General features: G+C 70.6%; 28 protein-coding genes and 1 pseudogene. 12 read left to right on the forward strand and 17 right to left on the reverse strand.

What is annotated here, in order from left to right; translation table 11 throughout:
* Nucleotides 1–3 precede the first annotated feature (3 nt).
* Nucleotides 4–1,146, forward strand: a complete 1,143-nt coding sequence (locus OHB44_RS10475; protein WP_330440628.1) for a glycoside hydrolase family 53 protein — start codon at nucleotides 4–6, stop codon at nucleotides 1,144–1,146.
* Nucleotides 1,134–1,547, forward strand: a complete 414-nt coding sequence (locus tag OHB44_RS10480) for a DUF6221 family protein (RefSeq protein ID WP_238686550.1) — start codon at nucleotides 1,134–1,136, stop codon at nucleotides 1,545–1,547. Before OHB44_RS10475 ends, OHB44_RS10480 begins: the two co-directional genes overlap by 13 nt.
* Here the strand turns inward: OHB44_RS10480 and OHB44_RS10485 are convergent.
* A complete protein-coding gene (locus tag OHB44_RS10485) occupies nucleotides 1,532–2,926 on the reverse strand; it encodes a GAF domain-containing protein (RefSeq protein ID WP_330440629.1) in 1,395 nt (464 codons plus the stop codon). The genes OHB44_RS10480 and OHB44_RS10485 overlap by 16 nt on opposite strands.
* A gap of 118 nt (nucleotides 2,927–3,044) precedes the next feature.
* Nucleotides 3,045–3,506 (reverse strand): MerR family transcriptional regulator, encoded by a 462-nt coding sequence (locus OHB44_RS10490; RefSeq protein ID WP_238686547.1) that lies wholly within the window; start codon nucleotides 3,504–3,506, stop codon nucleotides 3,045–3,047.
* A 37-nt stretch (nucleotides 3,507–3,543) separates the two neighbouring features.
* On the opposite strand from OHB44_RS10490, the gene OHB44_RS10495 reads away from it, so the two are divergent.
* Complete coding sequence (locus OHB44_RS10495; protein WP_266303250.1) at nucleotides 3,544–4,467, forward strand: oxidoreductase; 924 nt, start codon at nucleotides 3,544–3,546, stop codon at nucleotides 4,465–4,467.
* Nucleotides 4,468–4,700: 233 nt separating this feature from the next.
* On the opposite strand, the gene OHB44_RS10500 is transcribed toward OHB44_RS10495, so the two are convergent.
* From OHB44_RS10500 to OHB44_RS10510, 3 genes are all read right to left on the reverse strand, one after another.
* Nucleotides 4,701–5,564, reverse strand: coding sequence for a TIGR03620 family F420-dependent LLM class oxidoreductase (locus OHB44_RS10500; RefSeq protein ID WP_266303249.1), 864 nt, complete (start codon nucleotides 5,562–5,564; stop codon nucleotides 4,701–4,703).
* 115 nt (nucleotides 5,565–5,679) lie between these two features.
* Nucleotides 5,680–6,327 carry a response regulator transcription factor gene (locus tag OHB44_RS10505; RefSeq protein WP_112585182.1) on the reverse strand — a complete coding sequence of 216 codons (648 nt, stop codon included), beginning with the start codon at nucleotides 6,325–6,327 and terminating at the stop codon, nucleotides 5,680–5,682.
* Nucleotides 6,324–7,427, reverse strand: a complete 1,104-nt coding sequence (locus OHB44_RS10510; protein ID WP_330440632.1) for a sensor histidine kinase — start codon at nucleotides 7,425–7,427, stop codon at nucleotides 6,324–6,326. Before OHB44_RS10510 ends, OHB44_RS10505 begins: the two co-directional genes overlap by 4 nt.
* A gap of 141 nt (nucleotides 7,428–7,568) precedes the next feature.
* Between OHB44_RS10510 and OHB44_RS10515 the strand changes: the two genes are divergently transcribed.
* On the forward strand, nucleotides 7,569–8,162 hold the full coding sequence (locus OHB44_RS10515) for a CDP-alcohol phosphatidyltransferase family protein (protein ID WP_330440633.1): 594 nt from the start codon (nucleotides 7,569–7,571) through the stop codon (nucleotides 8,160–8,162).
* Nucleotides 8,159–8,632, forward strand: a complete 474-nt coding sequence (locus OHB44_RS10520; RefSeq protein WP_266303247.1) for a VTT domain-containing protein — start codon at nucleotides 8,159–8,161, stop codon at nucleotides 8,630–8,632. Before OHB44_RS10515 ends, OHB44_RS10520 begins: the two co-directional genes overlap by 4 nt.
* Nucleotides 8,633–8,643: 11 nt before the next feature.
* Here OHB44_RS10520 and OHB44_RS10525 read toward each other — a convergent pair whose 3' ends face one another.
* Nucleotides 8,644–9,306, reverse strand: a complete 663-nt coding sequence (locus OHB44_RS10525) for a response regulator (RefSeq protein WP_266303246.1) — start codon at nucleotides 9,304–9,306, stop codon at nucleotides 8,644–8,646.
* Nucleotides 9,294–10,454 (reverse strand): sensor histidine kinase, encoded by a 1,161-nt coding sequence (locus OHB44_RS10530; protein WP_330440634.1) that lies wholly within the window; start codon nucleotides 10,452–10,454, stop codon nucleotides 9,294–9,296. Before OHB44_RS10530 ends, OHB44_RS10525 begins: the two co-directional genes overlap by 13 nt.
* A gap of 131 nt (nucleotides 10,455–10,585) precedes the next feature.
* Here OHB44_RS10530 and OHB44_RS10535 point away from each other — a divergent pair, with 131 nt between their 5' ends.
* Nucleotides 10,586–10,987, forward strand: coding sequence for a DUF6069 family protein (locus tag OHB44_RS10535; RefSeq protein WP_330440636.1), 402 nt, complete (start codon nucleotides 10,586–10,588; stop codon nucleotides 10,985–10,987).
* Nucleotides 10,988–11,047: 60 nt separating this feature from the next.
* Here the strand turns inward: OHB44_RS10535 and OHB44_RS10540 are convergent, their stop codons facing one another.
* A complete protein-coding gene (locus OHB44_RS10540) occupies nucleotides 11,048–11,890 on the reverse strand; it encodes a LysR family transcriptional regulator (RefSeq protein WP_238686517.1) in 843 nt (280 codons plus the stop codon).
* Nucleotides 11,891–11,998: 108 nt separating this feature from the next.
* Between OHB44_RS10540 and OHB44_RS10545 the strand changes: the two are divergent.
* A pseudogene (locus tag OHB44_RS10545) lies at nucleotides 11,999–13,111 on the forward strand (MFS transporter); the annotation flags it as partial.
* Nucleotides 13,112–13,126: 15 nt separating this feature from the next.
* Here the strand turns inward: OHB44_RS10545 and OHB44_RS10550 are convergent.
* A complete protein-coding gene (locus OHB44_RS10550; protein WP_330440637.1) occupies nucleotides 13,127–14,335 on the reverse strand; it encodes an MFS transporter in 1,209 nt (402 codons plus the stop codon).
* 65 nt (nucleotides 14,336–14,400) lie between these two features.
* Nucleotides 14,401–15,270, reverse strand: a complete 870-nt coding sequence (locus OHB44_RS10555; protein WP_266303242.1) for a fructosamine kinase family protein — start codon at nucleotides 15,268–15,270, stop codon at nucleotides 14,401–14,403.
* 97 nt (nucleotides 15,271–15,367) lie between these two features.
* Between OHB44_RS10555 and OHB44_RS10560 the strand changes: the two genes are divergently transcribed.
* Both OHB44_RS10560 and OHB44_RS10565 read left to right on the forward strand, forming a co-directional pair.
* The gene (locus tag OHB44_RS10560; protein WP_330440640.1) at nucleotides 15,368–16,405 is read left to right on the forward strand and encodes a serine hydrolase domain-containing protein; all 1,038 of its coding nucleotides are present in this window, start codon (nucleotides 15,368–15,370) and stop codon (nucleotides 16,403–16,405) included.
* 352 nt (nucleotides 16,406–16,757) lie between these two features.
* On the forward strand, nucleotides 16,758–17,291 hold the full coding sequence (locus OHB44_RS10565; RefSeq protein WP_330440641.1) for a hypothetical protein: 534 nt from the start codon (nucleotides 16,758–16,760) through the stop codon (nucleotides 17,289–17,291).
* On the opposite strand, the gene OHB44_RS10570 is transcribed toward OHB44_RS10565, so the two are convergent.
* From OHB44_RS10570 to OHB44_RS10585, 4 genes are all read right to left on the reverse strand, one after another.
* Nucleotides 17,250–18,104 carry a DUF4253 domain-containing protein gene (locus OHB44_RS10570; protein ID WP_330440643.1) on the reverse strand — a complete coding sequence of 285 codons (855 nt, stop codon included), beginning with the start codon at nucleotides 18,102–18,104 and terminating at the stop codon, nucleotides 17,250–17,252. The genes OHB44_RS10565 and OHB44_RS10570 overlap by 42 nt on opposite strands.
* Nucleotides 18,105–18,124: 20 nt before the next feature.
* A complete protein-coding gene (locus OHB44_RS10575; protein ID WP_330440644.1) occupies nucleotides 18,125–18,712 on the reverse strand; it encodes a DinB family protein in 588 nt (195 codons plus the stop codon).
* Between the two features lie 85 nt (nucleotides 18,713–18,797).
* Nucleotides 18,798–20,006, reverse strand: a complete 1,209-nt coding sequence (locus tag OHB44_RS10580) for a cellulose binding domain-containing protein (RefSeq protein ID WP_330440646.1) — start codon at nucleotides 20,004–20,006, stop codon at nucleotides 18,798–18,800.
* A gap of 282 nt (nucleotides 20,007–20,288) precedes the next feature.
* The gene (locus OHB44_RS10585; RefSeq protein WP_330440647.1) at nucleotides 20,289–21,248 is read right to left on the reverse strand and encodes a PaaX family transcriptional regulator; all 960 of its coding nucleotides are present in this window, start codon (nucleotides 21,246–21,248) and stop codon (nucleotides 20,289–20,291) included.
* A 93-nt stretch (nucleotides 21,249–21,341) separates the two neighbouring features.
* Between OHB44_RS10585 and OHB44_RS10590 the strand changes: the two genes are divergently transcribed.
* Nucleotides 21,342–21,839: a YcxB family protein gene (locus OHB44_RS10590; RefSeq protein ID WP_238686504.1), complete on the forward strand. Its 498-nt coding sequence runs from the start codon at nucleotides 21,342–21,344 to the stop codon at nucleotides 21,837–21,839.
* Between the two features lie 32 nt (nucleotides 21,840–21,871).
* Here the strand turns inward: OHB44_RS10590 and OHB44_RS10595 are convergent, their stop codons facing one another.
* The gene (locus OHB44_RS10595) at nucleotides 21,872–22,387 is read right to left on the reverse strand and encodes a GNAT family N-acetyltransferase (RefSeq protein WP_238686502.1); all 516 of its coding nucleotides are present in this window, start codon (nucleotides 22,385–22,387) and stop codon (nucleotides 21,872–21,874) included.
* Nucleotides 22,388–22,574: 187 nt separating this feature from the next.
* Here OHB44_RS10595 and OHB44_RS10600 point away from each other — a divergent pair, with 187 nt between their 5' ends.
* The gene (locus tag OHB44_RS10600; protein ID WP_238686500.1) at nucleotides 22,575–22,949 is read left to right on the forward strand and encodes a cupin domain-containing protein; all 375 of its coding nucleotides are present in this window, start codon (nucleotides 22,575–22,577) and stop codon (nucleotides 22,947–22,949) included.
* Between the two features lie 18 nt (nucleotides 22,950–22,967).
* Here OHB44_RS10600 and OHB44_RS10605 read toward each other — a convergent pair whose 3' ends face one another.
* Both OHB44_RS10605 and OHB44_RS10610 read right to left on the reverse strand, forming a co-directional pair.
* Nucleotides 22,968–23,723 (reverse strand): MBL fold metallo-hydrolase, encoded by a 756-nt coding sequence (locus OHB44_RS10605; protein WP_330440650.1) that lies wholly within the window; start codon nucleotides 23,721–23,723, stop codon nucleotides 22,968–22,970.
* Nucleotides 23,720–24,454 carry a pyridoxamine 5'-phosphate oxidase family protein gene (locus OHB44_RS10610; protein ID WP_330440652.1) on the reverse strand — a complete coding sequence of 245 codons (735 nt, stop codon included), beginning with the start codon at nucleotides 24,452–24,454 and terminating at the stop codon, nucleotides 23,720–23,722. Before OHB44_RS10610 ends, OHB44_RS10605 begins: the two co-directional genes overlap by 4 nt.
* 78 nt (nucleotides 24,455–24,532) lie before the next feature.
* On the opposite strand from OHB44_RS10610, the gene OHB44_RS10615 reads away from it, so the two are divergent.
* A complete protein-coding gene (locus OHB44_RS10615) occupies nucleotides 24,533–25,054 on the forward strand; it encodes a CGNR zinc finger domain-containing protein (RefSeq protein ID WP_238686496.1) in 522 nt (173 codons plus the stop codon).
* Nucleotides 25,055–25,099 lie beyond the last annotated feature (45 nt).

Below are 25,099 nucleotides of genomic sequence, written 5' to 3' on the forward strand. Positions count from 1 at the left end.
CTCGTGAACACACATCCGGCCACACCCCACCATCGCCGCGCGCGGGCCCTGCTCGGGGCTGTCGCGGCCGGCATCGTCACCGTCGCCACCACGCTCGCCGCTGCGCCCGCGCCCGTCTCCGCAGCGAACACGCTCACCATGCGCGGTGCCGACGTCTCCTCGTTGCAGCGCAGCCTGGATCTCGGCGCCAGGTACTACGACGCCGGTGGGGTAGCCCGCGACCCGCTGGACATCCTGAAGTCGGTCGGCGTCAACTACGTCCGGCTGCGCGTCTGGAACAACCCGATCAGTGGCTACAACAACAAGAGCGCGGTGTTGGGTCAGGCGAGGGCGGCCAGGGCGAAGGGCCTCAAGGTGCTCGTCGACTTCCACTACTCCGACACCTGGGCCGACCCTGGCAAGCAGTACAAGCCAGCCGCCTGGGCCGGCCACAGCCTGAGCCAACTGCGTACCGACGTCTACACCTTCACCTACGACGTCTGCGCCAGCCTCCGGGGGCAGGGCACCCCACCGGACAGTGTGCAGATCGGCAACGAGATCAACGTCGGGATGCTGTGGAACGAGGGCAAGGTCGTCAACAACGACTTCGCCCCGCTGGCCGGGCTGCTGAAGCAGGGCTACAACGCGACCAAGGCGTGCGGCAGCGCCATCCCGGTGATGATCCATACCGCGAACGCCGACAGCAACGCCAACGCCCGATGGTTCTACGACGGCATCCGCGCCCAGGGTGTGCAGTGGGACATCACCGCCCAGTCGTACTACTGCATGTGGCACGGCAGCCTGGCGAACCTCTACAACACCATCGTCGACCTGCGCACGCGCTACGGCAAGCCGGTGGTGATCGTGGAGACCGCGTACCCCTTCACCCGCAACAACGCGGACAGCGAGCCGAACGCCATCGGCGACGCGACCTGCGACGGCATCAGCGCGACCTGGTCCGGGCAGGCCCAGGAGTTCGACTGGGTGCAGAACACCGCCCGCAACGCGGGTGCCATCGGCGTCTTCTACTGGGAACCGACCTGGTACGCCGTCCGTGGCAACGGCTGGGACCCGGCCAACATCAACGGCACCGGAAACCAGTGGGACAACATGGCCGTCTTCGACTGGTCCGGGCGGGTGAACCCGGGCGTACGGTGGACGCCCTGACCCTGCACCGGACCTGCGGCGACGGTTCCTGGCTCTGCCAAGACCGCTCGGGCAGCGGCCACGATCCGTCGCCGAGCAACTATCGGGCGGCGGACGAGGATCAGCAGGTGCGCGGCTGCCACCTCACCTTCGTCACGAACATGGGCCACGCGTACGTCGACGTGTTTCACCGCTTCGGGAGCGAAGCTCTCCTCGACAGCCAACTACCGATGCTCGACCTGGTCGACATGCTGGCGCGGGAGTACGAGGCGATGGACCCCGGCGACGAGCGCTTCGCCGGTCTCGCGTACGCGCTCCGAGTGCTCGTGCAGTCGTACAACGAGCACCCCGACTACCGCAAGGAGTGGCGCCCGCCCGTAGCTGTTCGGCAGGCGCCCGTGAGCCATCAGCGGTTGAGGTAGGCGGTCAGGCCGCCGAGTTCCTCGCTGGCGATGAACACCGACCGCACGTTGAGGATGGCCTCCTCGACGTGGGCGGGGCAGCCCCACGCCGCGTCACCCCACGAATCGGCGATCTTGACCTCGGCCGGCGCGGTGCACCCGGCGGCGCCGCCGAGCTGGCAGTGCTCGGGGTGCGGCGCGGCGGCCTGCGCGGCCGCGGCGGCACGCATCTGGGTGGCGAGTTCCGCGGCGACGGCGGCGCGTTGCTCCGCCTCGGCGCGCAGTTCCCGCTCCACGCGCAGCACCTTGGCCAGTTCGTCGTTGGCCGCTTTGGCGCGTGCCTCGGCGGCGAGCTTCGCCTGCTCGATGTGGTGGCGTTCGATGGCCAGGGCTGCGGTGCCGGCGAAGAGCCGGGTGAGGGCGAGGTCGGTGTCCTGCGGGATGCGCGGGGTGCGGTGATACATCGCGAAGGTGCCCAACAGGCCGCCGTCGCGGGCCAGGATCGGCGTGGACCAGCACGCCGCCAGTCCGGCCTGGTCGGCCAGGTCCCGGAAGTCGTCCCAGAACGGATCGGTGGCGATGTCGGTGACGATGACTGGTTCCCGCCGGTGGGCGGCGGTGCCGCACGAACCGACACCTTCGCCGGTCGCGATGCCGTCGATGGCCTGGTTGTAGAAGTCGGGCAGGCTCGGCGCGGCGCCGTGGCGCAGGTGTCGGGCGTCGGGATCGGCGAGCAGGACGGAAACCAGCACCTCCTGCGGTGCGAGGTTCTCGATACAGCGGGCCATCCCGTCGAGCACCTCGGTCAGGGGTGCCTGACGGGCGATCTGCTCCAGCAGGGCACGGTGTTCGGCCATCAGCCGTTGGGCATGCTTGACCTGTGTGGTCTCCACGCCGAGCACGCGGATCCCGGTCACGTTGCCGTCGGCGTCCCGCCGCGGCTCGTAGGTGAAGTCGAAGAACGCCTCCCGCGCCTGCGGGCCGCTGCCCAGCACGACCCGGACGTCACGGCCGGTGTACGGCTCACCAGTTTGAAAGACCTGGTCCAGGAGCGCGATGAATCCCTGACCGGCCAGTTCGGGCATCAGCTCGGCGATCGCCACCCCGACCCGTGCCCGCTCTTCGCCGATGCTGGCGAAGAACGCCGGGTTCGCCGTCTCCACCAGGTGCGACGGCCCCGCCAGAGACGCGAAGACGGCGATGGACTGCCCGAACAACGCCCGCAGGTCCTCCTCCGCTGCTTGCTCGGCAGCCGCCGAACCCACAGCAGCAGTAGACCGTTGGCCTGGTACGGCGGTCATGGTGTGGGTCTCGCCTCTCGTCTGCGAATACGGGAACGCCGGTGGTGCCACCCGGGCGGTGAGGGTGGCAGTGGTGCGGAGGTGCTTGGCCGAGGCCACCGCCAGTGCAGCGTACCCATCTGCCCGACACTCAGGTCCTACCCACCAACCAGGCACCGCAACCAGGCACTCGAACGGCCACGAGAGCAAGCGAGCCCGGTCCGGCCGGCGGTGTTCGTCAGCCCAACTGAGGTGTGCCCTCTGTCGGGGCGGGCTGGGGTTGCTGTTGCCAGGGATCACCGGAGGCGCCGGCGGCGAGGTGCTGTTCGTAGCTGGCCACTTTGCCGTTGATGAGTTCGAGGGTGTCGTGCAGCTGCGTGAGCTGCTCGGTGATGTGGCGCTGATGTTCGCGAAGCAACGTGAGCCGCTCGGCTTCGTTGCCGCTGCCCTCGCGTACGAGCTGGGCCAGGCGGCTGATCGTGGTGAGCGGCATCCCGGAGGCACGGAACTTCACGCAGTTTGCCAGCCACTCGACGTCCCAGGCGCTGTAGACGCGCCTGCCGGACCTGTCGCGCCGCACCTCGCTGGCTAGCAAGCCCTCACGCTCGTAGAGCCGCAGGGTGTGCACGCTCAACCCGGTGCGCTGCGCCACCTGCCCGATGCTCAGGCCGCCGTCCGCCATGGCCTCGACCGTAGCCATTGACCTAGACCTCGGTCTAGCACCTAGCGTCCGCGGCATGACCAGCGAAACGACCCACACCAGGTTCGGTGCCCACAGTACGGCCGGAGACGTCCTCGCCGGGCTCGACCTCACCGGAAAGACCGCCCTCGTCACAGGCGGCTACTCCGGTCTCGGTCTCGCCACAACCCGCGCGCTCGCCCGAGCGGGGGCTCGGGTCGTCGTCCCAGCTCTCCGTCCGAATGCAGCGCAGCAGGCACTCGCCGACGTACCCGGGGTCGAGGTCGACCAGCTCGATCTCGCCGACCTCACCTCCGTCCGCGCCTTCGCCGTACGGTTCCTCCGCAGCCACCCCGCGCTCGACATCCTGATCGCGAGTGCGGGCATCATGGCCTGCCCCGAAACCCGGGTTGGACCCGGCTGGGAAGGGCACTTCGCGGTCAACCACCTTGGCCACTACGCGCTGACGAACCTGTTGTGGCCCGCGCTCACCGCCCCCGACACGGCTCGCGTCGTCTCGGTGGCCTCCGGGCGCAACCCGGCGTGGCGTATCCGGTGGGACGACGTGCAGTTCGAGCGCGGATACGACAAGTGGGAGGCGTACACCCAGTCCAAGCTCGCGAACATCCTGTTCGCCCGCCACCTCGACCTGCTCGGCAGGCCGCACCGCGTCCGTGCCTTCTCCGTCAACCCCGGCTGGATCCTCACTGCCCTGCAACGGCACCTCGCAGCCGAGGAGATGGTCGCCGCCGGCTGGATCGACGCTGACGGCACTCCCGCGCCGGGCCTGTTCAAGACCGTCGAGCAAGGCGCGGCGACCCAGGTCTGGGCCGCCACGTCACCCCACCTCGACGCGAACGGCGGCGACTACTGCGTGGACTGCCGCATCACCGACGGCAGCCCCACGGACAGCAGCGAGGCAGCCCGCCTGTGGGCGCTGTCGGCGGACCTGACCGGCCTCGATCTCGTCGGGCGAGTCTGAGCGGTGTCGCGGCCACCAATCTCAACCCTGAAGCGCCGCGGTCAGCAGTTCGCACGTGGCGTCATCGAAGGCGACCCAGGCATGGCTCGACGATGCCACCAGCCGGTCAGACCCCACCCGTCATCCCGGCACAGCGCCCTTGCCTGCCAGGAGAGCGGTCAGTTGGTGCCGGTCCACATGGTTGACGGCATCCGAGCCGCGACGGCGGCCGACGGTGCCGCGATTTTCGGAGGTCAGATCAGGGCTGCGGCGAGGGCGCGGAACGCGTCGGCGGGGAACGCCGTGTCGTCGCCGCCGTTGAGCACCTGGATCGCCACCTCGTCCGCGCCGGCCTGGTAGTGCTTCTCCAACCCGGCCACCACCTTCTCGACGCTGCCCCACGGGATCAGGGCGTCGACGAGGCGGTCACTGCCGCCGTCGGCGAAGTCCTCGTCGGTCCAGCCGAATCGCCGCAGGTTGTTTGTGTAGTTCGGCAGTGCGAGGTACCCGCTCGTGTACTGGCGGGCGGTGGCGCGCGCGGTGGTGGCGTCAGCGTCGAGGACCACAGCGACCTCGGGGGCGAGCAGCCGGTCGGGCCCGATTGCCGCCCGAGCTTCGGCGGTGTGCTCGGCGGGGACGAAGTACGGGTGCGCCCCGGCGGAGCGGTCGCGGGAGAGTTCGAGCATTCGCGGGCCCAGTGCCGCCAGGATGCGTCGCTCGGGCGAAAGCCCGGCCGCGTCGAGGCCGTCGAGGTACTGCACCATTCGCGAGTACGGCTTGCGATAGTCGGTGCCGCCACTTTCCACCACCACCGCGTGGCTGGCGCCGAGACCGAGCAGGAACCGGCCGGGATGCGCCTGCTCCGCGTCCTGCGCGAACGCCGCCGCCTCGGGTGGCGATGAATGCCAGATGCTCAGAATTCCGGTGGCGACCCCGATGCGCGTGGTCCCGTCCAGGAGTTCCCGGAAACGGCTGGCGACGTTCTCGCCGAAACCCCCGGAGAACCAGATACGTGAGTAGCCGAGATCCTCCAACTCGGTCGCGGCGTCGATGGCCGCGCCCCGACTCTCGCTAGCAAGGAAGAACGGTTGCCACACGCTGACGAGTCGCTGTGCCATACGGCAACCCTACGACCGATCGGCCGCGACCGCGTCAGCTAGCGCTCCCAGCCCCATGTGAACCGGCCGACAGGGCCGCAGGCAGAGTCTGTGGGCCCCCGCGCCGATCCCTGACTCACGGCGTCAGGCCGGCCTGGATCGCCAGGATGGCGGCTCGTACGCGGTCGCGGCTGCCGGTCTTGGCCAGCACGTTTGTCACGTGGGTCTTGACGGTGCTCATGGACAGGTAGAGGCGCTCGGCGATCTCGTTGTTGTTGAGTCCGGCGCCGATCAGGGCGAGCACGTCGGTCTCCCGAGCGGTGAGCTGGTAGGCCGCCAACTCCACGCGGGTGGCCGGCCCGGTCGCGCGGACTCGGTCGAGGACGGCGCCGGTGACCTCGGCGGAGAGGACCGCCTCGCCGGCCGCGACGGTGCGCACCGCGGCGATCAGGTCACGGGCACTGGACCGTTTGAGCAGGAACCCTCGTGCTCCGGCGGCGATGGCGTCCAGGACGTAGGCGTCGTCGTCGAAGGTGGTGACGACGATGACAGCGGGGGCGTGGGGAATCGTGGCCAGCTCGCGGGTGGCTTGCAGGCCGTCGAGCACCGGCATGCGGATGTCGACGAGGGCGACGTCGATGCGGGAGTCGCGACGTACGGCGTCGAGGAACTGCCGGCCGTCGGCGGCCTCGGCTGCTACCTGGATGTCGGGTTGGGACCGCAGGATCAGGCTGAAGCCGTCCCGGACCAGCTCCTGGTCGTCGGCGATAGCGACGCGGATCATCTGGTCGCCACCGGCAGGTCGGCCTGCACCACGGTGCCGCCGCCGGGGCGCTGGCTCAACTCCCAGCTCCCGCCGCGCGCGGCGACGCGCTCCCCGATGCCGAGCAGGCCCGAGCCGCTCGTGGGTGCCCGGGGCGGCCCGACGCCGTCGTCGCTGATCCGCAGGCGGGCGTGGTCGCCGACGCGGACCAACTCGACCCAGGCCTCCCTGGCCTTCGCGTGGCGGGCGATGTTGGTGAGGGCCTCCTGGGCGATGCGGTAGGCGGTCAACACACCGATCTCGTCCAGGCCCGGCTCCGGGTCCAGTTGGACCCGCACCGTCACGCCCTGCTGGCGCAGCGGCTGGGCGAGCAGCTCGTCGATGTCGGACAGGCGCGGCGGGGCGCTCACCGCGATCGACGCGTCCGGATCGCGCAGGTGCACGACGAGCGTGTCCAGCTCGCTCAGTGCGGTGCGGCCACTGCCCGCGATCGCCCGCAGCGCCGCCCCCGGGTCGTCACTGAGCTGCCCCGCCTCGGCCTGCACCACCATCGCGGTGACGTGGTGGCCGACCACGTCATGCAGCTCACGGGCCAGATTGGTGCGCTGTTCGAGCCAGGCGGCCTGGCCGCGCAGGTCGTCCGTCTCCCGGGTCAGGGCACGGCCGCGTGACCACGACCGCATCAGGATCGCCAGCAGGTAGCCGGCCGTCACGAAGAAGAACGGCTGCTCGTACACCCCGCGCTCGTTCAACAGCGCGGTGGTGAGGGCGCCGGCCGCGCCGATCAGGCCACCCACCCACCCCAGCCACGGGTGTCGGGCCGGATCCTCGCAGACCGAGACGAACACCAGGCCGGCGGCCGCGAGGCCCAACTGCACCGACTCGCCGGTGCTCACGATCGCCACGAACCCCGCGCAGACCGCGAAGACCGCGGTTCGGTAGCGGGGGCGCAGCGCCGTGGCCCCGAGGCCGACAGGCAGCACCAGCCACGCCCAGCCCGCCGGGACGGACACGCCGTCCTCGACTGTGGTGACCACGGCGGCGATGATCAAACCAACCGCACCGTACGCGAGCCGGCGCACTCGCTCGGGGTCGCGCAACCGTTCGCGGATTCCAGTCATCACCCGCACAGTCTCCGTGACCAGCCGGAAGGCCGGCCAGTACCCAGGTACCGGATCGGCCGGCACCCCGGTACCGCCCTCGGAACCACTTCGGCACCCTGGCACGTTCCGCGAAAACGCCTGCCGGACGACTCTGCGGAGGTGACTCTCGTCGACTCCCGCGCCGCCATCACCGTCGGCCCGCTTCGTACGGTTCCCAACTACATCACCGCCGTTCGCACGGTCGCCGCCGTCACCGTCGGTATCGTGGCCCTCGTCTCCGGATCGGTGGCATTGATGGCGGTATCGTACGGTATCTACTGGCTCGGCGACGTGCTCGACGGCTGGGCCGCCCGCCGGCTCGGCCAGGAGACCCGGGCCGGGGCCGTCTTCGACATCGTGAGCGACCGCGCCTGCACCGCCGTACTCTGCGTGGGCCTGGTCTCCCTCGTGCCGGACGTCGCTGTCGTGGCAGTGGTCTTCCTGCTCTCGTTCCTGGTGCTGGACACCATGCTGTCGCTGGCGTTCCTGTGCTGGCCGGTGCTCAGCCCCAACTACTTCCACAGGGTCGACCGGCGGGTGTGGGCGTTGAACTGGTCGCCAGTGGCCAAGGTCGCCAACACCGCCGGCGTCATCGGCGCCATCGCGTTCGGGCAGTACCTGCTCGCGCTGGGCGTCGCCGTCGCCGTCGTCGTGGTCAAGCTGTGGTCGGTCGCAGCGGTGGTCCGGCTGCTCGAACGGGACGGCCGGGCATGAGCAGCCTCGCCGAGGCGGTGGTGGCGCTCGGCTACGGTGTCGCTTCGGCGCTCGTCCCGATCGTCAACGCCGAGGCCTTCGCCGTGGTCGCCGGGCAACGCGGCGGCCACGCTCTCGTCGCCGTGGTGGTCGCCCTGGCGCTCGGGCAGACCGCCGGCAAGCTGCTGCTGTTCGAGTCGGCGCGTCGCGGGTCGGGGCGACTGGCCCGCAGGGTCGCGAAACGGGGAAAGTCAGGGCGCGCGGCGGCTCGGGCCGCGCGGTGGACCGAACCGATCCGACGCTGGCTCTCCCGCCGCCGCACCGCCCTACCGACGGTGTTGGCCTCCGCGGCGGTGGGGGTTCCACCGTTGGCAGTCGTCAGCCTCGCCGCCGGCACCGCGGGCCTTCGACGCTGGGAGTTCGCCGTCGCCTGCCTCTCCGGGCGGGTGATCCGTTTCGCAGTGCTCGTCCTGCCGGCGGTGCTGGCCTGACCGGCTCCCGGTCAGAGGAGCCGACCGTCGTGGGCGAGCAGGGCGATCTGGGTGCGGTTGTCGAGATCCAGCTTGGTCAGGATGTGCGACACGTGGGCCTTCACCGTCGTCACGCTCATCAGCAGCTCGCTGGCGATCTCGGCGTTGGAGCGCCCCTGCGCGATGGCCAGCACGACGTCGCGTTCCCGGGGTGTGAGCAGTGTCAACCGCTCGTGCGCCTGCTCGTAGGACTCGGCCCCCGACGCGACCCGCTGCATCAGGCGGCGCGTCACGCCCGGAGACAGCATCGGGTTGCCGGCCGCCACCGCACGGACCGCCTGACTGATCTGCTCGGGCGGGGTGTCCTTGAGCAGGAAGCCGCTCGCGCCGGCGCGGAGGGCCCGCACCACGTGCTCATCGGTGTCGAACGTGGTGAGCACGATGATCTCGGGTGGCCGGTGGCGGCGGCGCAGGCGCTCGGTGGCGGTGATGCCGTTGACGCCGGGCATCCTGATGTCCATCAGCACCACGTCCGGCAGGTGCCGGTCCACCGCAGTGATCGCCGTGGCGCCGTCGGCGGCCTCGCCCACCACGACGATCCCGTCGGCGCCGTCGAGCATCAGCGTGAGCATCCCCCGTACGAGGGGATCGTCGTCGACGATGACGACCCGGATCGGACCCGTCACGTCGGCCACGGCAGCCACGCGGTGAGGTGGAACCGGCCCGCGGCGTCGACCTGGTGGGCGACCCGACCGCCGGTGAGCGCAGCCCGTTCGGCGAGGCCGATCAGGCCGGTACCGGCGCTACCGGTGGCACCGCTGTCGGGCGTGGTCGGGTTGCTCACCGCGATGCTCAGGCCGGAGCCGGGCGCGCCGCCGAGCACCAGCCGGACCGGCTGACCGGCCGCGTGCTTGCGGGCGTTGGTCAGTGCCTCCTGCGCGATCCGGTACGCGGTGCGGCCGACCGTCGGGGGGATCTCGACCGACGGGCCGAGCGGGTCGTCGACCTCGATCTGTTGCCCGGCGGCCCGCGCCTCGTCCACCAGGCGCGGCAGGTCGGCGAGGGTCTGCCCGGGTGGTGCGTCGGTGGGCGACTCGGTGTCGTCGCTGCGCAGCAGGGTGATGACCTCGCGCAGCTCGTCGAGGGCGTGGTGTGCGCTGGCCCGGATCACCCCGGCGGCGGCGCTGAGTCGCTCGGGCGGCGCGTCCGGCCGGTACTCCATCGCGCCGGCGGCCGCCGCCAGCAGGGACAGCCGGTGGGCCAGCACGTCGTGCATCTCCCGCGCGATCCGGTTGCGCTCCGCCGCCCGCGCCTCGTCGACCCGCCGCTCCTGCTCCTGCTCGGCCCGTCGGGCGCGGTCCCGCAGCGCGGCCAACAGGGCGTGGCGGGCCTGCGCCCAGGTGCCCCAGCCGAGCAGGGCCGCGTAGGCGATCGTCATCAGCACCAGCCGCCACCCGTACGTCAGGCTGGGCACCGGCCGCCAGAACGCCTGCGCCGCCTCGCCCGCCACGCCGACCGCCGCCACCGCCGCCGCCTGCCGAAACGGCCGGTTGCGGGCGACGAACAGCACCGCGAAGCTGGCCACCGGCGTGGCCACCGGAGACAACGCGACGAGCAGGCCGGCCAGCACGCCACCGACCTGCGGGCGGCGGACGACCACCGGGACGAGGGCCAGGGCGGCCACCGCCAGCGCGACGTCGACGCCGACCAGGCCGGCGGAGCTGGACCGGGTGGCCGACCACAACATGGTCGCGACGAGGACGCCGATCGCCACTGTCGTCACGACCACCGGAACGGAACGCCACGTCCGCGGCGGCTCGACCTCGCACGTCGCCGCTTCCACATGGCGCACGCTACTGGGCTCGCGGTCGGCCGGACCACCTCCTTTGGTAGTACGCCGAGGCGCCAGCGGACGTACCCGCCGCGGCGTCTGGACCGACGCGTCCGGCCCGGCCCGGTCCACAGACTCAGACCATGACGAACAACCTTTTCCTGGGACGGGCCGCTGTGGCGGCCGGCGCGATAGTGGTGTCGGTTGTCGAGTTCGTGCTCCTGCACGTGGCGGCCGGCGTCGACCTGGCGGTCAGGTCCGCGAACTCGACCCGGCAGGTCACTGTGGCCGCGGTCATCGTGGCCACCACAGTCGCGGCGCTGGCCGGCTGGGCGCTGCTCGCGGTGCTGGAACGCCGTACCAACCGTTTCCGCGTCTGGTGGACCTCGACAGCGGTCGCCGTCCTGCTGCTGTCACTCGTGATTGGGCCGCCGAGTGGCGTCGGCGGGGGAGCGAAGGTGACCCTCGCACTGCTGCACCTGAGCGTCGGCGTCATCCTCATCATCGGCCTGCCCCGGTCGCGCCCGGAGAGGGCGAGCCGATGACCACGCTGACCGTTCGCGAACAGGACGGGGTCCTCGTCCCCGGGGCTCCGGGCCAGGTGCTCAGACGATGCGACGGAGCACCGTCTCCACGGCGTCGATGAGCGGATCACCATCGGTCCGCGGGTGCCGGGCGAGACCGAACTCGACGTCCGGCAGGACGGGCAGGGCAGCCGTGTCACGGCAGATCATGACCGGTTCGAGGTTCGCGGGCATGAGCGCCGCCACGCCGAGCCCGGCCCGTACCGCGGCGAGCACCCCGACCAGGCTGTTGCTCTCGAAGGCCACCCGCCAACGTCGATCGGCACGCTCCAGCGCGTCCAGCACTGACGTACGCCAGGAGCACGGGTTGGAGAACAGCACCACCGGCAGCGGATCGGCGCTCACGTCCACACCCTGCCCGGTCGCCCAGACCAGCGGGGCGCGCACCGTCCAGCGCGGCGGCCCGGGAATGTCCGGTACCGCGTCGAGCACGAGGTGCACGCGGCCCGCGTCGTAGGCCTCCCGCATGGCGGCGTTGGAGCAGCTGAGCACCTCCAGCGTCGCCCCGGGATGCAGCCGGGCGAGGTCGGCGAGGGCCTGCGGAAGGTGGGCCGCGGCGAGGTCTTCGAGCAACCCGACGCCACAGTGGCCGGTGAGCGCGCGTCCGGTTTCGGCGAGTGCCTGTGCGGAGAGCGAGAGGATGCGTTCGGCGTACGGCAGGAGTTCTTCGCCCGCCCCTGTCGGCGACACACCGGACGACGACCGGTGCAGCAGCGGACGACCGACGACGCCTTCGAGCTTGCGTAGCTGCTGGCTGAGACCGGGCTGGGTCTGCCCGAGAGCGGTAGCGGCACGGCTGATGCTGCCCTCCCGCACGGCGGCGACGAACGACCGCAGCAGGGCGGTCTCCAGGTCCCTTGCCATAAGCAGTCATTATGCCAGCCTCAACGAAATGGCGTCTTCTTATGACGTACGGGCGGAACTAGCGTCAACCGGGTGACCAGCTACCGGCAGGTGCTCGCCGTGCCAGGGATGGCACCGCTGCTGGGTGTCTCGTTGCTCGCCCGCACCGCGATAACGGCCGACGTGATGGCGCTGACCCTCGTCGTCGTCCTCGGCCTGGAGCTGAGCTACGCGGCAGCCGGTGGGGTCGCGGCGGCCCTGACGGCTGGAGTGGCGCTGGGCGGGCCGCTGCTCGGCCGCATGATCGACTCGCGGGGCCTGCGCCTCGTCCTGCTGGTGACCGCCACCGCGCAGGTCGTGTTCTGGCTGGGCGTGCCCGTCCTGCCGTACGGGTTCCTGCTGGTCGCCAGCTTCGCGGCGGGCCTGTTGATGGTGCCGGCCCAGGCGGTGAGCAGACAGGCGATCGCCGCGATGACGACGGCGCAGCAGCGCCGGGCCGCGTTCGCGCTGGAATCGGTGCAGGGCGAACTGTCGTACATCGTGGGGCCTGCGGTGGTGATCCTGGGCGCGGCGACGGTGTCCCCCGACGTGGTGGCGTGGGGGGTCGGCGCCGCGATCCTGGCCGGCGGTGTCGGCATCGCCGTGCTCAACCCACCGATGCGCGCCCAGGACGAGGTGGACGCCGCCGCTGCGGAACGACCCCCACGCCGGCAGTGGCTGGACGCCAGGATGATCGCCGTGCTGACGATGGCGTTCGGGACGACGACGCTGCTCAGCGGCGTCGACCTCGCCATCGTCGCCACCCTGCGGGAGGCAGGTCAGGTGTCCTGGGCCGCCGTGGTCGTCGTGGTGTTCGGTGTCTCGTCGGTCATCGGCGGGCTGATCTACGGCGCGTTGACCCGGCCACTGCCCACCTGGCTGCTGCTCGCCCTGCTCGGGCTCGTGACGATCCCCGCCGGCCTGGCCCACGAGTGGCAGTGGTTGTGCGTGGCCGTCGTCGGCAGCGGACTACTCACCGCGCCGACCCTTGGCACTGTGGCCGACGTGGTGAGCCGCCTGGCGCCGCCCGGTGTGCGCGGCGAGGTGACGGGTCTGCAGTCGTCGGCGCAGAGCGCCGGTTTCGCGCTCGGAGCCCCGCTGGTCGGCGTGGCGATCGACCTCTCCGTGCCGGCGGGCGGTTTCGCGACGGCCGGCCTTGCCGGGCTCGCCGCCGCGGGCACCGGATACCTGCTGTCCCGCCGCTCACCCGCACGGACGTCAGTGCGGTCCTACCACCCGGGCCGGGGCGACGGTCGGCTCCGGCGCGACGACGCGGCCGCGACGCGCGTCCACGGCGAGCAGCGTGAGCGCGGCCAGCGCCAGCAGCCCGCCGGCGAGCGCCAGCGGGCGTGCCCCCGAGGTGGGCAGGAGGGCGCCGCCGAGCAGTGATCCGCCGGCGATGCCGGCGTTGAAGGCGATACTGACTCCGGCCGACGCGATGTCGGTGCTGCCGGGGGCCAGGTGCAGCATCCGGTTCTGCACGGCGGAGCCGAACGCCGCGTACGCGAGGCCGATCCCGGCGAGAAGCGCCACCACGCCCGGCTTGAGCGCGCCGAGCGCGTACAACCCGAGCAGCGAGGCAGTGCCGATGCTCAGCGGCGTCAGCAGCGAAGCGATCGGTCGGGTGTCCAGAGTCCGGGCCGCGACCAGGGTCCCGACGACGCCGGCCGCGCCGGAGACGAACAGCAGCGGCGCCAGCACCGCGTCGGCGAAGCCGCTGACGTCGAGCAGGAACGGTGTCACGTAGGTCTGCAGGGTCATGAAGCCGCCGATGCCGAGGGCGGTGGCGATCAGCAGGACGGCGAAGCGCCGCCCGTCCGGTGCGGTGCCCCGGGCGGCGCCGCCGGCGGCCGGGGGATAGGAGGGCAGGAGGAGCAGCACCGCGCCGGCGATCGCCACACCGATACCGGCCAGCACCGCGAACGCCGCGCGCCAGCCGGCTTGCTGCCCGAGCCAGGTGCCGAGAGGTACGCCGAGCACCGGGGCGAGCGTCGCCCCGGTCGCGAACAGCGCCACCGCCCGACCGCGCACCGCGACCGGGAACGGACCGATCACTGTCGCCGTGGCGACGGACCAGAACAGCGCCTGGGCGAGGGCGGTCACCAGGCGGGTGCCGGCCAGCACGGCGTACGTCTGCGCGAGCGCGGCGGCGGCGTTCGCGGCGGCGAACAGGAACATCGTGGCGCCGAGCAGGTGCCGCCGGGGCACCCGCTGAGTCAGTCGGGTCAGCGGCACTGACGCCAGCACCACCACGACTGCGTACCCACTGACCAGCAGGCCCACCTGTGAGCGGGACCGGTCCAGATCGGGTGCGATGCGGGTCAGCAGACCGACTGGCAGCAGCTCGGTCGTGATGAACGCGAACGCGGCGAGGGAGAGCGTGACGAGCACGGCCCTGGCCCTTCGCGGCGACACCTCCGGTGTCATGGCCCACCCCCCATTCCAGGGGGTCACCGTAATGGAGGGCCCGACCCCTCACGCCGCGCGTGTGGTCAGGATCGCGTTCGGAACGGGGCCAGGACGGCGCGGATCTGATCGGCCGCGCCCCAGTCGTCGTCGAACTGAGCCAGCACCGCGAGGTGTTGTCGTAGCTGGATGACCGGCATCCGGGCCTCCCAGTCGGCGTCGAGCGAGGTCAGCTCGGCGTAGACCTCGAACATCCGTCGCGCCTCGGGCGGGGGCGAGGTGGACCACACGTGCGCGAGGTCGACCTCGGCCCACACGTACGACACGGCTGGGTCGATCAGCGCCGGCTCTCCGTCCGCGGTGGCCAGGACGTTCTGTGCCCACAGGTCGCCGTGCGTCAGACACGCCGGACGCTCCGGCAGCAGGTCGGGCAGCCGGTCGCAGAGCCGTTCCAACGCCGACCGGTCCTCCGCGTCTAGCGCCGCCTCGACGCGCGGCTCGTCGAGCCAACGCAGCAGCCGGTGCTCTGCGAAGAAGGCGAAGCCGTCGTCGTTCCACGTGTTGACCTGGCGGCGACGGCCCAGCCAGTTGTCGCGGTGCCAGCCGAAACGGGGATGGGTGGTGCTCAGGTGCAGGCGGGCGAGCAGGTGTGCGAACTGCTCCCAGAAGGCCTCGCTGCGCGGCCTCTCGCTCAACACCGACAACACCAGGACGTCCCGATCCGCCAGGATCACCTCGGGTGTCGCCACACCGCCCAACTCGCCCAGGGCGGCCAGCCCTTCGGCCTCGGCGACGAAGACGTCGTCGGCCGGAGGGTCGTCGAAGCCCTTGACGAACACCGGTGGGGCATTGCGGCGGGTGGCGATGCCTGCGAGAGCCGCGAGCCCGCCGGTCACCGGCTGCACCGAGACGACCTCACTCATGCCGGCCAGGTGCAGACGCTCCAGCAGGGTCACCTGACGCTCCTCAGGTCCGGCGTACGAGGTCGCCCGATCCTATGTGCCTGGTCATGGCTCGCCCCGCCGGTGGTGGGGGTGTTGGACACTGCTGGGCATGGGTGACGTGTCGGTGGATCAGCAGCGGCTGGAGCGGATCGTCCGGGAGTTCGGCGCTCGGTGGACGACGGCCGCCGCCGACATCGAGACCTACCAGGCGGCACAGGTCTCCGACGCCAGTCACCGCGAGGTGGTCGGTCCGCTGCTTGCTGCCAGTGGGGCCAGTGGAGTTGTCCGGGTCGGAAATCGGGAGGTCGCGGCCTGGGGCGACCCGGACGTCCCGGAGATGGCGTTCAGCGTCACCAAGTCGGTCGTGTCGGTGGTGGCCGGCCTCGCCTTCGACGACGGGCTGTTGGTGCCGGACCAACCGGTGCACCAGGTCGTCGACGTTCCCGAGTTCCGGGGGCCGCACAACGAGCAGATCACCTGGCGTCATCTGTTGCAGCAGTCGAGCCAGTGGGAGGGCGAGCTGTGGGGTAAGCCGACGGCCGTCGACGCGCAGAGCTTCCGCGAGCGGACCGAGGTGCACGGCACACCCCCGGGCCAGGGATGGGCGTACAACGACGTACGGATGAACCTGCTCGCGTACGCGCTGACGCTGCTGCTTCGCAGGCCGCTGCCGGAGGTGCTACGGGAGCGGATCATGGACCCGGTGGGCGCCTCCGACCGGTGGTCGTGGCACGGGTACCGGACGAGCGTCGTCGACCTCGACGGCCGCCGGGTCGAGGTGGTCTCCGGCGGCGCGCACTGGGGCGGGGGACTGATCGTCCCGGCCCGGGACCTGGCCCTGATCGGGCAGCTCTTCCTGGACCGGGGGACCCATGCCGGGACCCGGCTGCTCAGCGCCGAATGGGTCGACCAGTCCTGGGCCCCGTGCCCGGTCAAACGGGAGTACGGCTATCTGTGGTGGCTCAACGATGAGCAGGTGCCGTGGCCGGGAGCCCCGACGACCGGCCGCAGCGCCCGAGGCAACGGCGGACGACACCTGCTGTGGGTCGACCCGGCCCGGGAACTCGTCCTCGCCTCCCACTGGACCGAAGAACCGCTCGATCTGATCCGGGAGGTCTCCCGTAGCGTCACGAGCCGCACCGGTTGACGGGAGTTGATCCACCGGTAGGTGCGGTCGACAATCGACAGCTGCTGGCGCACACTGCCGGCCTGTCCGACACCTGGTACCGCGGCTACGCCGCAGATCGCGCCCCGTCGCTGTTGCAGGTCCTGCAAGGCAGCGGCACGACGACCACTCCACCGGTCCGGCCGACAGTGTTGCCGGGTAGCCGCTTCCGCTATTCGGGCAGCCACTACTCGGGTGCTCCAGCAGCTCATGGTGGACGCGACCGGAACCCCGTTCGAGGACCTCCTGCGAACTCTGGTGCTGGACCCGCTGGCCATGGCCGACAGCAGCTTCGACCAGCAGTTTCCGCACCAGCGACCGGATCAGGTGGCGCATGGCCACCACGGCGGCGGCACGAGGATTCCGGACGGCTGGCGAACGAAGCGCCGAGCGTCGGCGTTTCGGACACACCGGGTCGAACGTCGGCTACACCTGCTTCTCCTACGTGTGGCCCGACAGCGGCGCCGCCGTCGCGGCGATGACCAACTCCGAGGATGGCTGGGAGCTGCTGGTCAGCGTCCGCGCCGCCGTGGACCGTCGGTACGCCATCACGAGGATCACCCCCGCGCCGCCTGCCGACGTGACGGGCCGCTACGTCCTGCGCGACGACTACCCGATCGACATCGCCCTCACCGACGGCCAACTGACCTTCGCCGCCTCGACCCAGCAACCGGTTGTCCTGCTGGCGGAGCCGGACGGTAGCTACCGACACCCGGACCTCGATCTGGAGATTCGGTTCGTCCGGAGCGATGATCAGCCCTTTGTCCTCGAACTACGTCAGGAAGGGGTCACACAGACCGCGAGGCCAGTAACCGAGCCACGTCCGTCAGGGCCGATTGTGGATGAACCACGCGTCACCGGCCGGTAGGGCGACGGCGACCTCCCATTGGCTCAGTTCGAGGTCGGGAGCGAGCGCCTTGAGCTGACCAGCGGCAGCCCACGCCTCGTCACCCGGCGTCGGGCGACGGCCCACCTGAAACTGGAGCATGGTGTCCCACGACGCGACCAGGCGGGCGTCCCACCGGTGCCGCCACTGGGCCAGTACCTCGGCGAGCCGCTGGCGGTCCTCCTCGGTGAGCGCACCGTAGAAGTCAACCCAGTACGCCGAGCCGCGGACGTCACTGGTCGGCAGCAACATGAGCAGGACGCTGTCCGGCGTGTACCAGTACTCGGTCTGCGTCACGAGCCGCACGTTGCCGAGTACCTGGGCGTGCAGGTCGGCGTCGGCGAGCAGCCGGTCGTACAGCGCCCGCTCCAGCACCGGGAGTGAGGTCGGCAGCGCCACATCAGGCATCAGGGCGGTCAGGTCGACGCCGGTCGTGCCCCGCGCGTAGAACTCGATCTCGTCCTCGTCGACCTGTTGGTCCTCGCTGTAGTGGCGGTAGGTCAGCCAGGGGTCGGACGATGCCGCCACGTCGACGAAGGCGCGCAGCTCCGACTCCGACGGACCCTGCTCGGGCTCGGACCGGATCGTCAGTGCGTCGTCGAAGTCGTCGGTGACCATGACGGGCCGGCGTCCGATGACGGGCACCAGCGCCTCGGCGGCCCGCCAGACCTCGTGCAGACGGTCGGGGTTGACGTCGGCGACGAGGATGGTGCCCGACGGGCCGTGCCCGAGCGGCAGGCCGGCCAGTGGCGTGCCCAGGAGAGCCGCTTCGATCTGGGGGAGGTCGTCTCGCACGCCGACAGTCTTGCCGATCATCAGAACTGGTCGGCCAGCTTCGTCAGCTTGCTGACGTAGGCCGGCCAGTCGTAGTCGTCGGGGATGTTGGTGTTGGTCCGCCGGAGGCCGATCGCCGCGTCGTGCTGTTCGCGCATGATGTCGACGTGACCTGCGTGCCGGGCGAGATCGCAGGTCACGTGGATGATGATCCGTTGTAGCGTCACGTCCTGCCGACCTGGCCGCCACCACGGCACCCGCCCCGGCGCGTCGAGGGGCAACTGGTCGATCGTCTGGTCAACGAACGCGCCAACCCGGCGATACAGGTCGATCAGCCCGTCCTTCGTCTCGTCCTCACGGGCGTACCAGTCCGCCTGCGGGTCCTCGTCGTACGCCGCCAAGGGGACCAGCTCGTGGGGCGTCGGGAATTCGCGACCGAAGGTGGGCCCGAAGTAGCCGGCTTCGACGTTGAGGCAATGCTTGAGCGCACCCAGCAGGTTGTTGCCGGTCGCCGTGCGGGGCAGCCTGACCTCCCGTTCGCTGAGCCCGTCGAGCTTCCAGACGAGGTTTTCGCGGCTTTCCCGGAGGTAGTGGTGAAGCGCGGCCTTCGCATCGCTCAGATCAGCCATGCGCGCCAGTCTTCCCTATCGGCCGTGCCTCGGTGGGCCGGTGCCGGGGCACCGGCCCACCGAACGACTCGATCTGCCGGGGGCGTCAGTTTCCGGTGCAACTCGCTGTGGTTCCGCTGCCGCTGCCGGTGCCCTGGAAGCCGAAACTGGTGGCCTGACCTGCGGCCAGTCGCCCGTTGTAGCTCTGGTTGGCGACCGTGATGGTCCCGCTGGTGCCGCTGCTGACCCCGTTCCAGAGCGAGCTGACCGACGCGCCGCTGGGCAGGGTGAGGGTGACCCGCCAGCCGGTCAGGGCTGTTGTTCCCGCGGTGACGCTGACGTTGGCGACGAATCCGCCGCTCCACTGGTCCTGGACGGAGTAGACAGCGGTGCAGCCGGTGGTACCGGTCGGCGGCGGCGTGGTGGGAGGCGGGGTGGTGGGAGGCGGGGTGGTGGGAGGCGGGGTGCCGCCGTCGAGCGTCAGGTTCTTCTGCTGGACGCTCCACTGGCTGCTACACAGACCGCAGTCGGCGCCGACGAAGGTGCGGCCGGCGGTGGTGTCGCCCTTCAGGCGCCACTTGAGGTAGAGAGTCGCCACCCGGCCGAACTCTCCGCCGTTGGCCTGGTCGTAGGTGCCGCCATGCCCGACGTTCAGGTTGCCCATGAAGGCGGGCAGGCCCGCGGGCAGCTTGCCCCAGTCGTCAATGGCGTTCGGGTAGGCGATGTCGCTGGGCCCGCCGACGAAGTAGGCGATCGGCTTGGTCAGTCTCCTGAGCTGGTAGTCGTCGGCGTCGTTCAGCAGACCGCTGCTGAAGATGCCGGTCGTGGTGACGCGCGGGTCGTTCGAGACGGCGTACGCCTCCAGGCCTCCGCAGGAGAAACCCGCCACAGCGACCTTGCTCGTGTCGATCTTGTTGTAGTACTTGCTGCCCTGCCGGGAGTTCTCCGCGACCGCCCAGTCGATGGACTGGGTGAGCATCTGGGAGGTGGTGGAGCCGGACCCGTTCGGGGCGCCGTTGGCGATGGCGAGGAAGCCGTGGGAGGCGATCTCGCGGAGGAAGTTGCCCTGGGAGAGTCCGTTGGCCGAGCAGCCGCCGTTGCCCCACACGACGATGGGCAGGCGTTCGGACGGGAGGGTCTGCGGCCGGAAGATGCTGTGGTTGGCCAGGGTGGCCGAGGTTTCGTAGTCGGCGGGGTAGGGGCCGGAACCGCCGATCGCGGCGGACGCCGGTGTCCCGCCGAGTGCCATGATCACGGAGGTGACCGGAGCGATGGCGGCCAACAGCCCCGCGTAGATCTTTGCTCGCCTTCTCATTGAATCCTCCAGGAACAGTCACTGTGGCGCTCCCAGCGGTGGCGGTGGTGTCACTCGCGCCCCGACGAGAGTGCTCGGCGCTGGCCACGGGTGTGGTCGACGTCGGCGCGTCGCGGCCTGGGCGGCGGCCGTGCCCTCGGTCGCCACTGCCCGCTCATTCAGCGCCGGCGACCGCCCGGCCGCGGTCCCTACAGGCGCTCAGATGGGAGCTGTATGCAGTTACTATCACTGTCGCAATGAAAAGTGTCAATGTCTTGCTGGCTCTGACCGGCCGCTCCGTCGTCAGCCGGCGAGTGGGCCGCTGCCGTGCTTTCCGCCGGTCGGCTCCGGCCGCGAGGGATCCCTCGACGCCTGGAAGTGGGTGATCCACGAGGCGGCATCCGGCCAGTGCGGCGTCGCCACCTCGACCAGACGCGCCTGAGCGAGCGAGCCGAGCGTGGTGTGGATGTCCAGGAAGGTCTCCCTGGCCTCCCGGCGAGGCCAGGACCCCGGCAGCAGGTGCGGGGGGAGGTCCGGGTCGATGTCGGCGAACTTCCGCCAGGAATCCATCGCGGAGGTCCGAGCCACCAACGCCCGGGCCGGGTCCACCTCCCCGTTGCGCGCGGCTGTCCGCAGCTCCGCGTACTGCTCGATGAAGCTCGAGTACGCGGACGCGAGACTGGTCAGGTCGTACGCGGAGGCCGGCCCGTGTGGCCCTGCCTCCTCGTCGAACCGGACGTGCAGGACCGACCATCGGGCACCCTCGACGCGGTGCAGCAGGTCGTGCAGCGCCTCCCGCGCCGGCGCGGCGTCGGATCCCGGCCGGATCCACACGCTGTCGTACAGGCCCACGAACCCCAGTGCGGTCAGCGACCTGCGGAGCGCATGACGGGACGCCTGGCCGGTGTTCGGAACAGAGAAGGAGGCCAGCACCCATTCGCCGGTCCAGGGCACTGGGTGAGAGCCGAAGTTCAGGAAGTGCCGCATCCGGGAGCGGTGCTTGGCGATCGCCTGCGGCGTGAGGTGGTAGACCGGTGACCGGCCCTTCCTCCTTGTCGCGATGAGACCACGCTTGACCAGTCGGGACAACGCGGCACGGGCGCTGGACTCGCTGATCCCGAACTCCCGCAGAATCGCGATGACCGCCGTCGAAGGCAGGTTGGCGTCGGAGGAGTCGAGGTACTCGCCGAGCACTGTCGTCAGCAGATGCTGCGGGCTCGACCCCGCCTGGGCCCGGGGCACTCGGACGTCGTCGGCGTTCACCTCATCAGACTGCCGCACCCGGATGCCCTCGCCGTGTCAGGTGGGGCGGGGCAAGGCGCCTTCCGGGGCGGGTGGAGGCACTATCGTTCTGGCGTGCAGATCCGTTTTGACGTCCCCGCCGATCCCGCCTACCCGAGCCGGGTGGCCGCTGCGCTCGGCAACGCCCGGCTCCGCAGATTCGGCTACATCGGGGCGGTCCTGACGGCAGTCGGGGTCATCGGTCTCGTCGTCTCGCGAGGGTTCGGGTGGGGCGAGCGGAGTTCGCCGCTGTGGACCGCGCTGGTCGTGGCCGGCGTGCTGTCGATGCTGTACCGGCCGTGGGTGCTGGCGCGCGCCCGACGCCGCTCCGGTAACTACGCCGTCGAGGGCGCCTACGACATCACCGATGACAACATCATGATGCGCAGCGGCTCGGAGTCCGGCGGCATCGCCTGGGACGGGGTTGCCCAGGTGCGGGAAACCGGAGATTTCTGGGTCGTGTACGTCGGCCGAATGCCCGCGACCGTGATCCCCCGCTGGCTGATGTCCGCCGAGGATGCCGAGACGTTGCGCGCCCACATGACCGATCGAGGGCTGCTGCCTCGTCGGTGACCTCGGCTGCAGCGGGCCGCCGCCGGATCGGACTACCGCGTCCGAGTCGGTCGCGAGGGGGCGCCGAGGAGTACCTCGTACCGGTAGAGATCGTCGTTGGTGCCGGTGTGCCGGAAGCCGGCACGTTCGAGGGTCCGCCGGGAGGCGACGTTGTCGCCGGTGGTCTCGGCGACAACGCAGGACAGCCCGTGCGCGGTCGCGAGGTCGAGCAGGGCGGCCAGTGCCTCCGCCGCGTAGCCGTTTCCCCGGGCTGACGCGGCGAGGCCGTAACCGACCTCGATGCGTCCGTCCTCCGGCTGGCCCTTGAAACCGATTCCTCCGATGGCTTTTCCGTCGGCGGTGCGGGTGATCCGGTAGTGCCCGAACGGACGTCGGTCGCCGTAGGCAGCGGTGGCGGCGAGAAAGCCCCGCACGCCGAGGACGTCGCCGTCGAAAGGGAAGTCCTCGGCCCAGTCGTCCCCGGCCCCGGCGCGCTGCCCGACGATGCGTTCCCCCTCTGCGGTGTCGATGGGGTGCAGGCGCAGTCGCGGCGTACGAAGCTCGGTCACGGGCAACAGCGAAGCAGTCCTCAGGGAACAGCACAAGCCGAATTACGCGCCCGGCACAGGCCCGCTTCGCGGAATCGGACCTCCGTGTCGGCATCCCCGCCCCCGATCGTCTGTGACTCCCTATTCTCGACGGGGATGCACCAATCCGAGTAATGGCCGTCGGCCCGACGGCTAACAGGAGGCCGTCATGAGCACCAAGGATCGACCCGAGGGGATCAGCCCCACGGCGGTGGAGTCAGCACCAGGGCTGTGGCGGATCGATCTGCAACGGCACGACCTCAGCATCCCCGGGCGAGAGGTCATTCAGACGCGGGTGGAGTTCACCCCTGATTCGCCACCGTTCAAGCATTTCCACCCCGGCGAGGAAATCATCTGTGTTCTGCAGGGAACGCTCGAATATCGGCTGGAGGGGCAGCCACCCATTGTGTGCAATCCCGGCGACGCGCTCACGGTCCCGTACGGTGTGCACCACCAGGCCCGCAACGTCGGCGATGGTGTTGCTGTCGAATTGGCCACGTACGTCGTCGAGAAGGGGAAACCACTTCTCACCAAGGTGGAGTGAGATATCCGCAGGCCGTGGTCAGACGGTGGCTGAGTCGCCGGGTCGCAGGTCGACGAGCACGTCCGTCAGGCCCGCGGCCTCGAAGGCCCGCACGACGTCGTCGGCGCCCTGGGTGTAGTGCCCCCAGCCGTCCTGATGGACCGGGATGACCGCCCGGACGCCGAGCACGGTCGCCGCTCGGGCCGCCAGTTCCGCGGTCAGGGTGAGGAACGCCTCGCCGCGGGCCGCGATCTGGGCCGCGCCGAGGTTGAGGATCGCGATCTCTATCGCCGGAAACTGCTCCGCGACGACCGCCACCACATCCAGCGAGGCGTTGTCGCCGCTGACATAGACCGTCGGCCAACCGGTCGCCTCCAGCACGAAGCCGATCACCGGGCCGTTGACCACGCCGATCTCCGGCGAACCGTGCAGCGCCGGAACCGCTGTGACACGCACGTCGCCGACCTCGGCGTACTCGAAGGGCCGCAGGCCGGTCGCCAGTGGCCCGAGATTCGGTGCCCCCGCCGTGGTGGTGAACACCCGTCGGGCCCGGCGGGCGTACTCCCGCCCGGAGATGTCGAGGTTGTCGATGTGGTGTTCGTGCGACACGAGCACCACGTCGACCGGATCGAGGTCGGTGGGCGCCGCGCTCGGGCCGGTGAACTTGGTGGCGGTGACCGGCCCGTTCTGGTACGTCCGCGGATCGTCGAACGTCGGGTCCAGCACGACGCGCTGGCCCGCGTAGTCGAGGACGGCAGTGGGGCCGCCGACGGTGCGTACGGTCAGCTTGTTCATGGTGTTCTCCCTAGTTGTTGACGCGCCTGCTCGCGCAGGGCCTGATTCTCGGCGCGCAGGCGGGCGAGTTCGTCGCGTACCGGCGCGAGCGCGTCGGAGAGTTCCGCCTCGGTGAAGCGGGGCGTGATGTGTTGGGGGCAGTTCCAGTCGTAGCCCTGCACCTTGACGGTGATCAACCGTTCGACCCGGCCCGCTGGTCCGGGCGCGCTCAGCCTTGCCAGCAGCTCCTCGAACCCGCTGTCCCGCGCGTCGGTGACGTGCGCCGTGCCGATGATTTTGAGCCGGCGCTGGTGGGCGTAGTCCATGAGCAGCAGCGAGACCCGCGGTGACGTGGCGAGGTTGCCGACCGACAGGTACTGCCGATTGCCGCGCAGGTCGGCCCAGCCGAGGACGCTGTGCCCGTCGACGGGGTCGAGGACGTGCAGGAAGCCGGGTGGGCCGCCGCGGTGCTGTAGGTACGGCCAACCGTTCTCGCCGACAGTGCCGAGGTAGAAGTTGTCGCGTTCGGTGATGAAAGCGGCCTCATCGTCACTGAATGTCGCATCCGTGTCCCACCCGGCGGTCATGCGCTGCATGGCGGGCCGGCTGCCGTAGCGCTGTTGCGCGGCGACCACCGACGCGGTGGTCAGTTCCTGCAGGTAGCGGTGTGGCATGACGAGCGCCCCCTTCCAGGGGTGGGCCGGGCGGTGAGAGTCGGCGCCCCGGTAGGCGGACGGGTTCCACCTAACCATCGTTACGACTTTTGCCGGTAAGAACATACGTCGCAGTGGCTAACCTGTCAAACGCCGGACGGTGGTAAGGTTGGTGACATGACACGTCGGCCACTGATGGGCGAACCCCTCGCACTGGACCTGGTCAACACCCAGTGGGTCGAGCGGGGCCGCCGGGTCGACCTGTTCGACGAGCCGGACGGGCTGCGGGGATGGCTCGCCGAACACCATCTGGAGGGTGACCCCGCAGCGGTGGAGACCCCGTTACGGGAGACGCGGTCCGCGCTGCGCCGCGTCCTCGAACAGCCCGACGACGCCGCCGAACGGGGGGTCAACGCGATCCTCGCCCGTGGTGCTTCGCGCTACACGCTCCGTGCGGGGGCCGCGCATGAGCAGCCTGACGTCGACCCGGGCTGGCTCCCCTCCTGGCGAGCGGCCATCAACTACCTGGACCTGCTAGGTCAGGAACCCCACCGCATCCGACGCTGCGGTAACCCCGCGTGCGTCCTGCACTTCTACGACACGTCGCGCAACGGCACCCGACGCTGGTGCTCGATGGACGGCTGCGGCGCTCGCGCCAAGGCCGCCCGCCACTACCAACGCCAGCGCGTCACCTCCTAGCACCTGGGGCGCGAGGACAGCGGCGGCAGCGCGACTCATAAGGTG

It is taken from the genome of Micromonospora sp. NBC_00821, assembly GCF_036347035.1.
Classification (GTDB): domain Bacteria; phylum Actinomycetota; class Actinomycetes; order Mycobacteriales; family Micromonosporaceae; genus Micromonospora; species Micromonospora hortensis.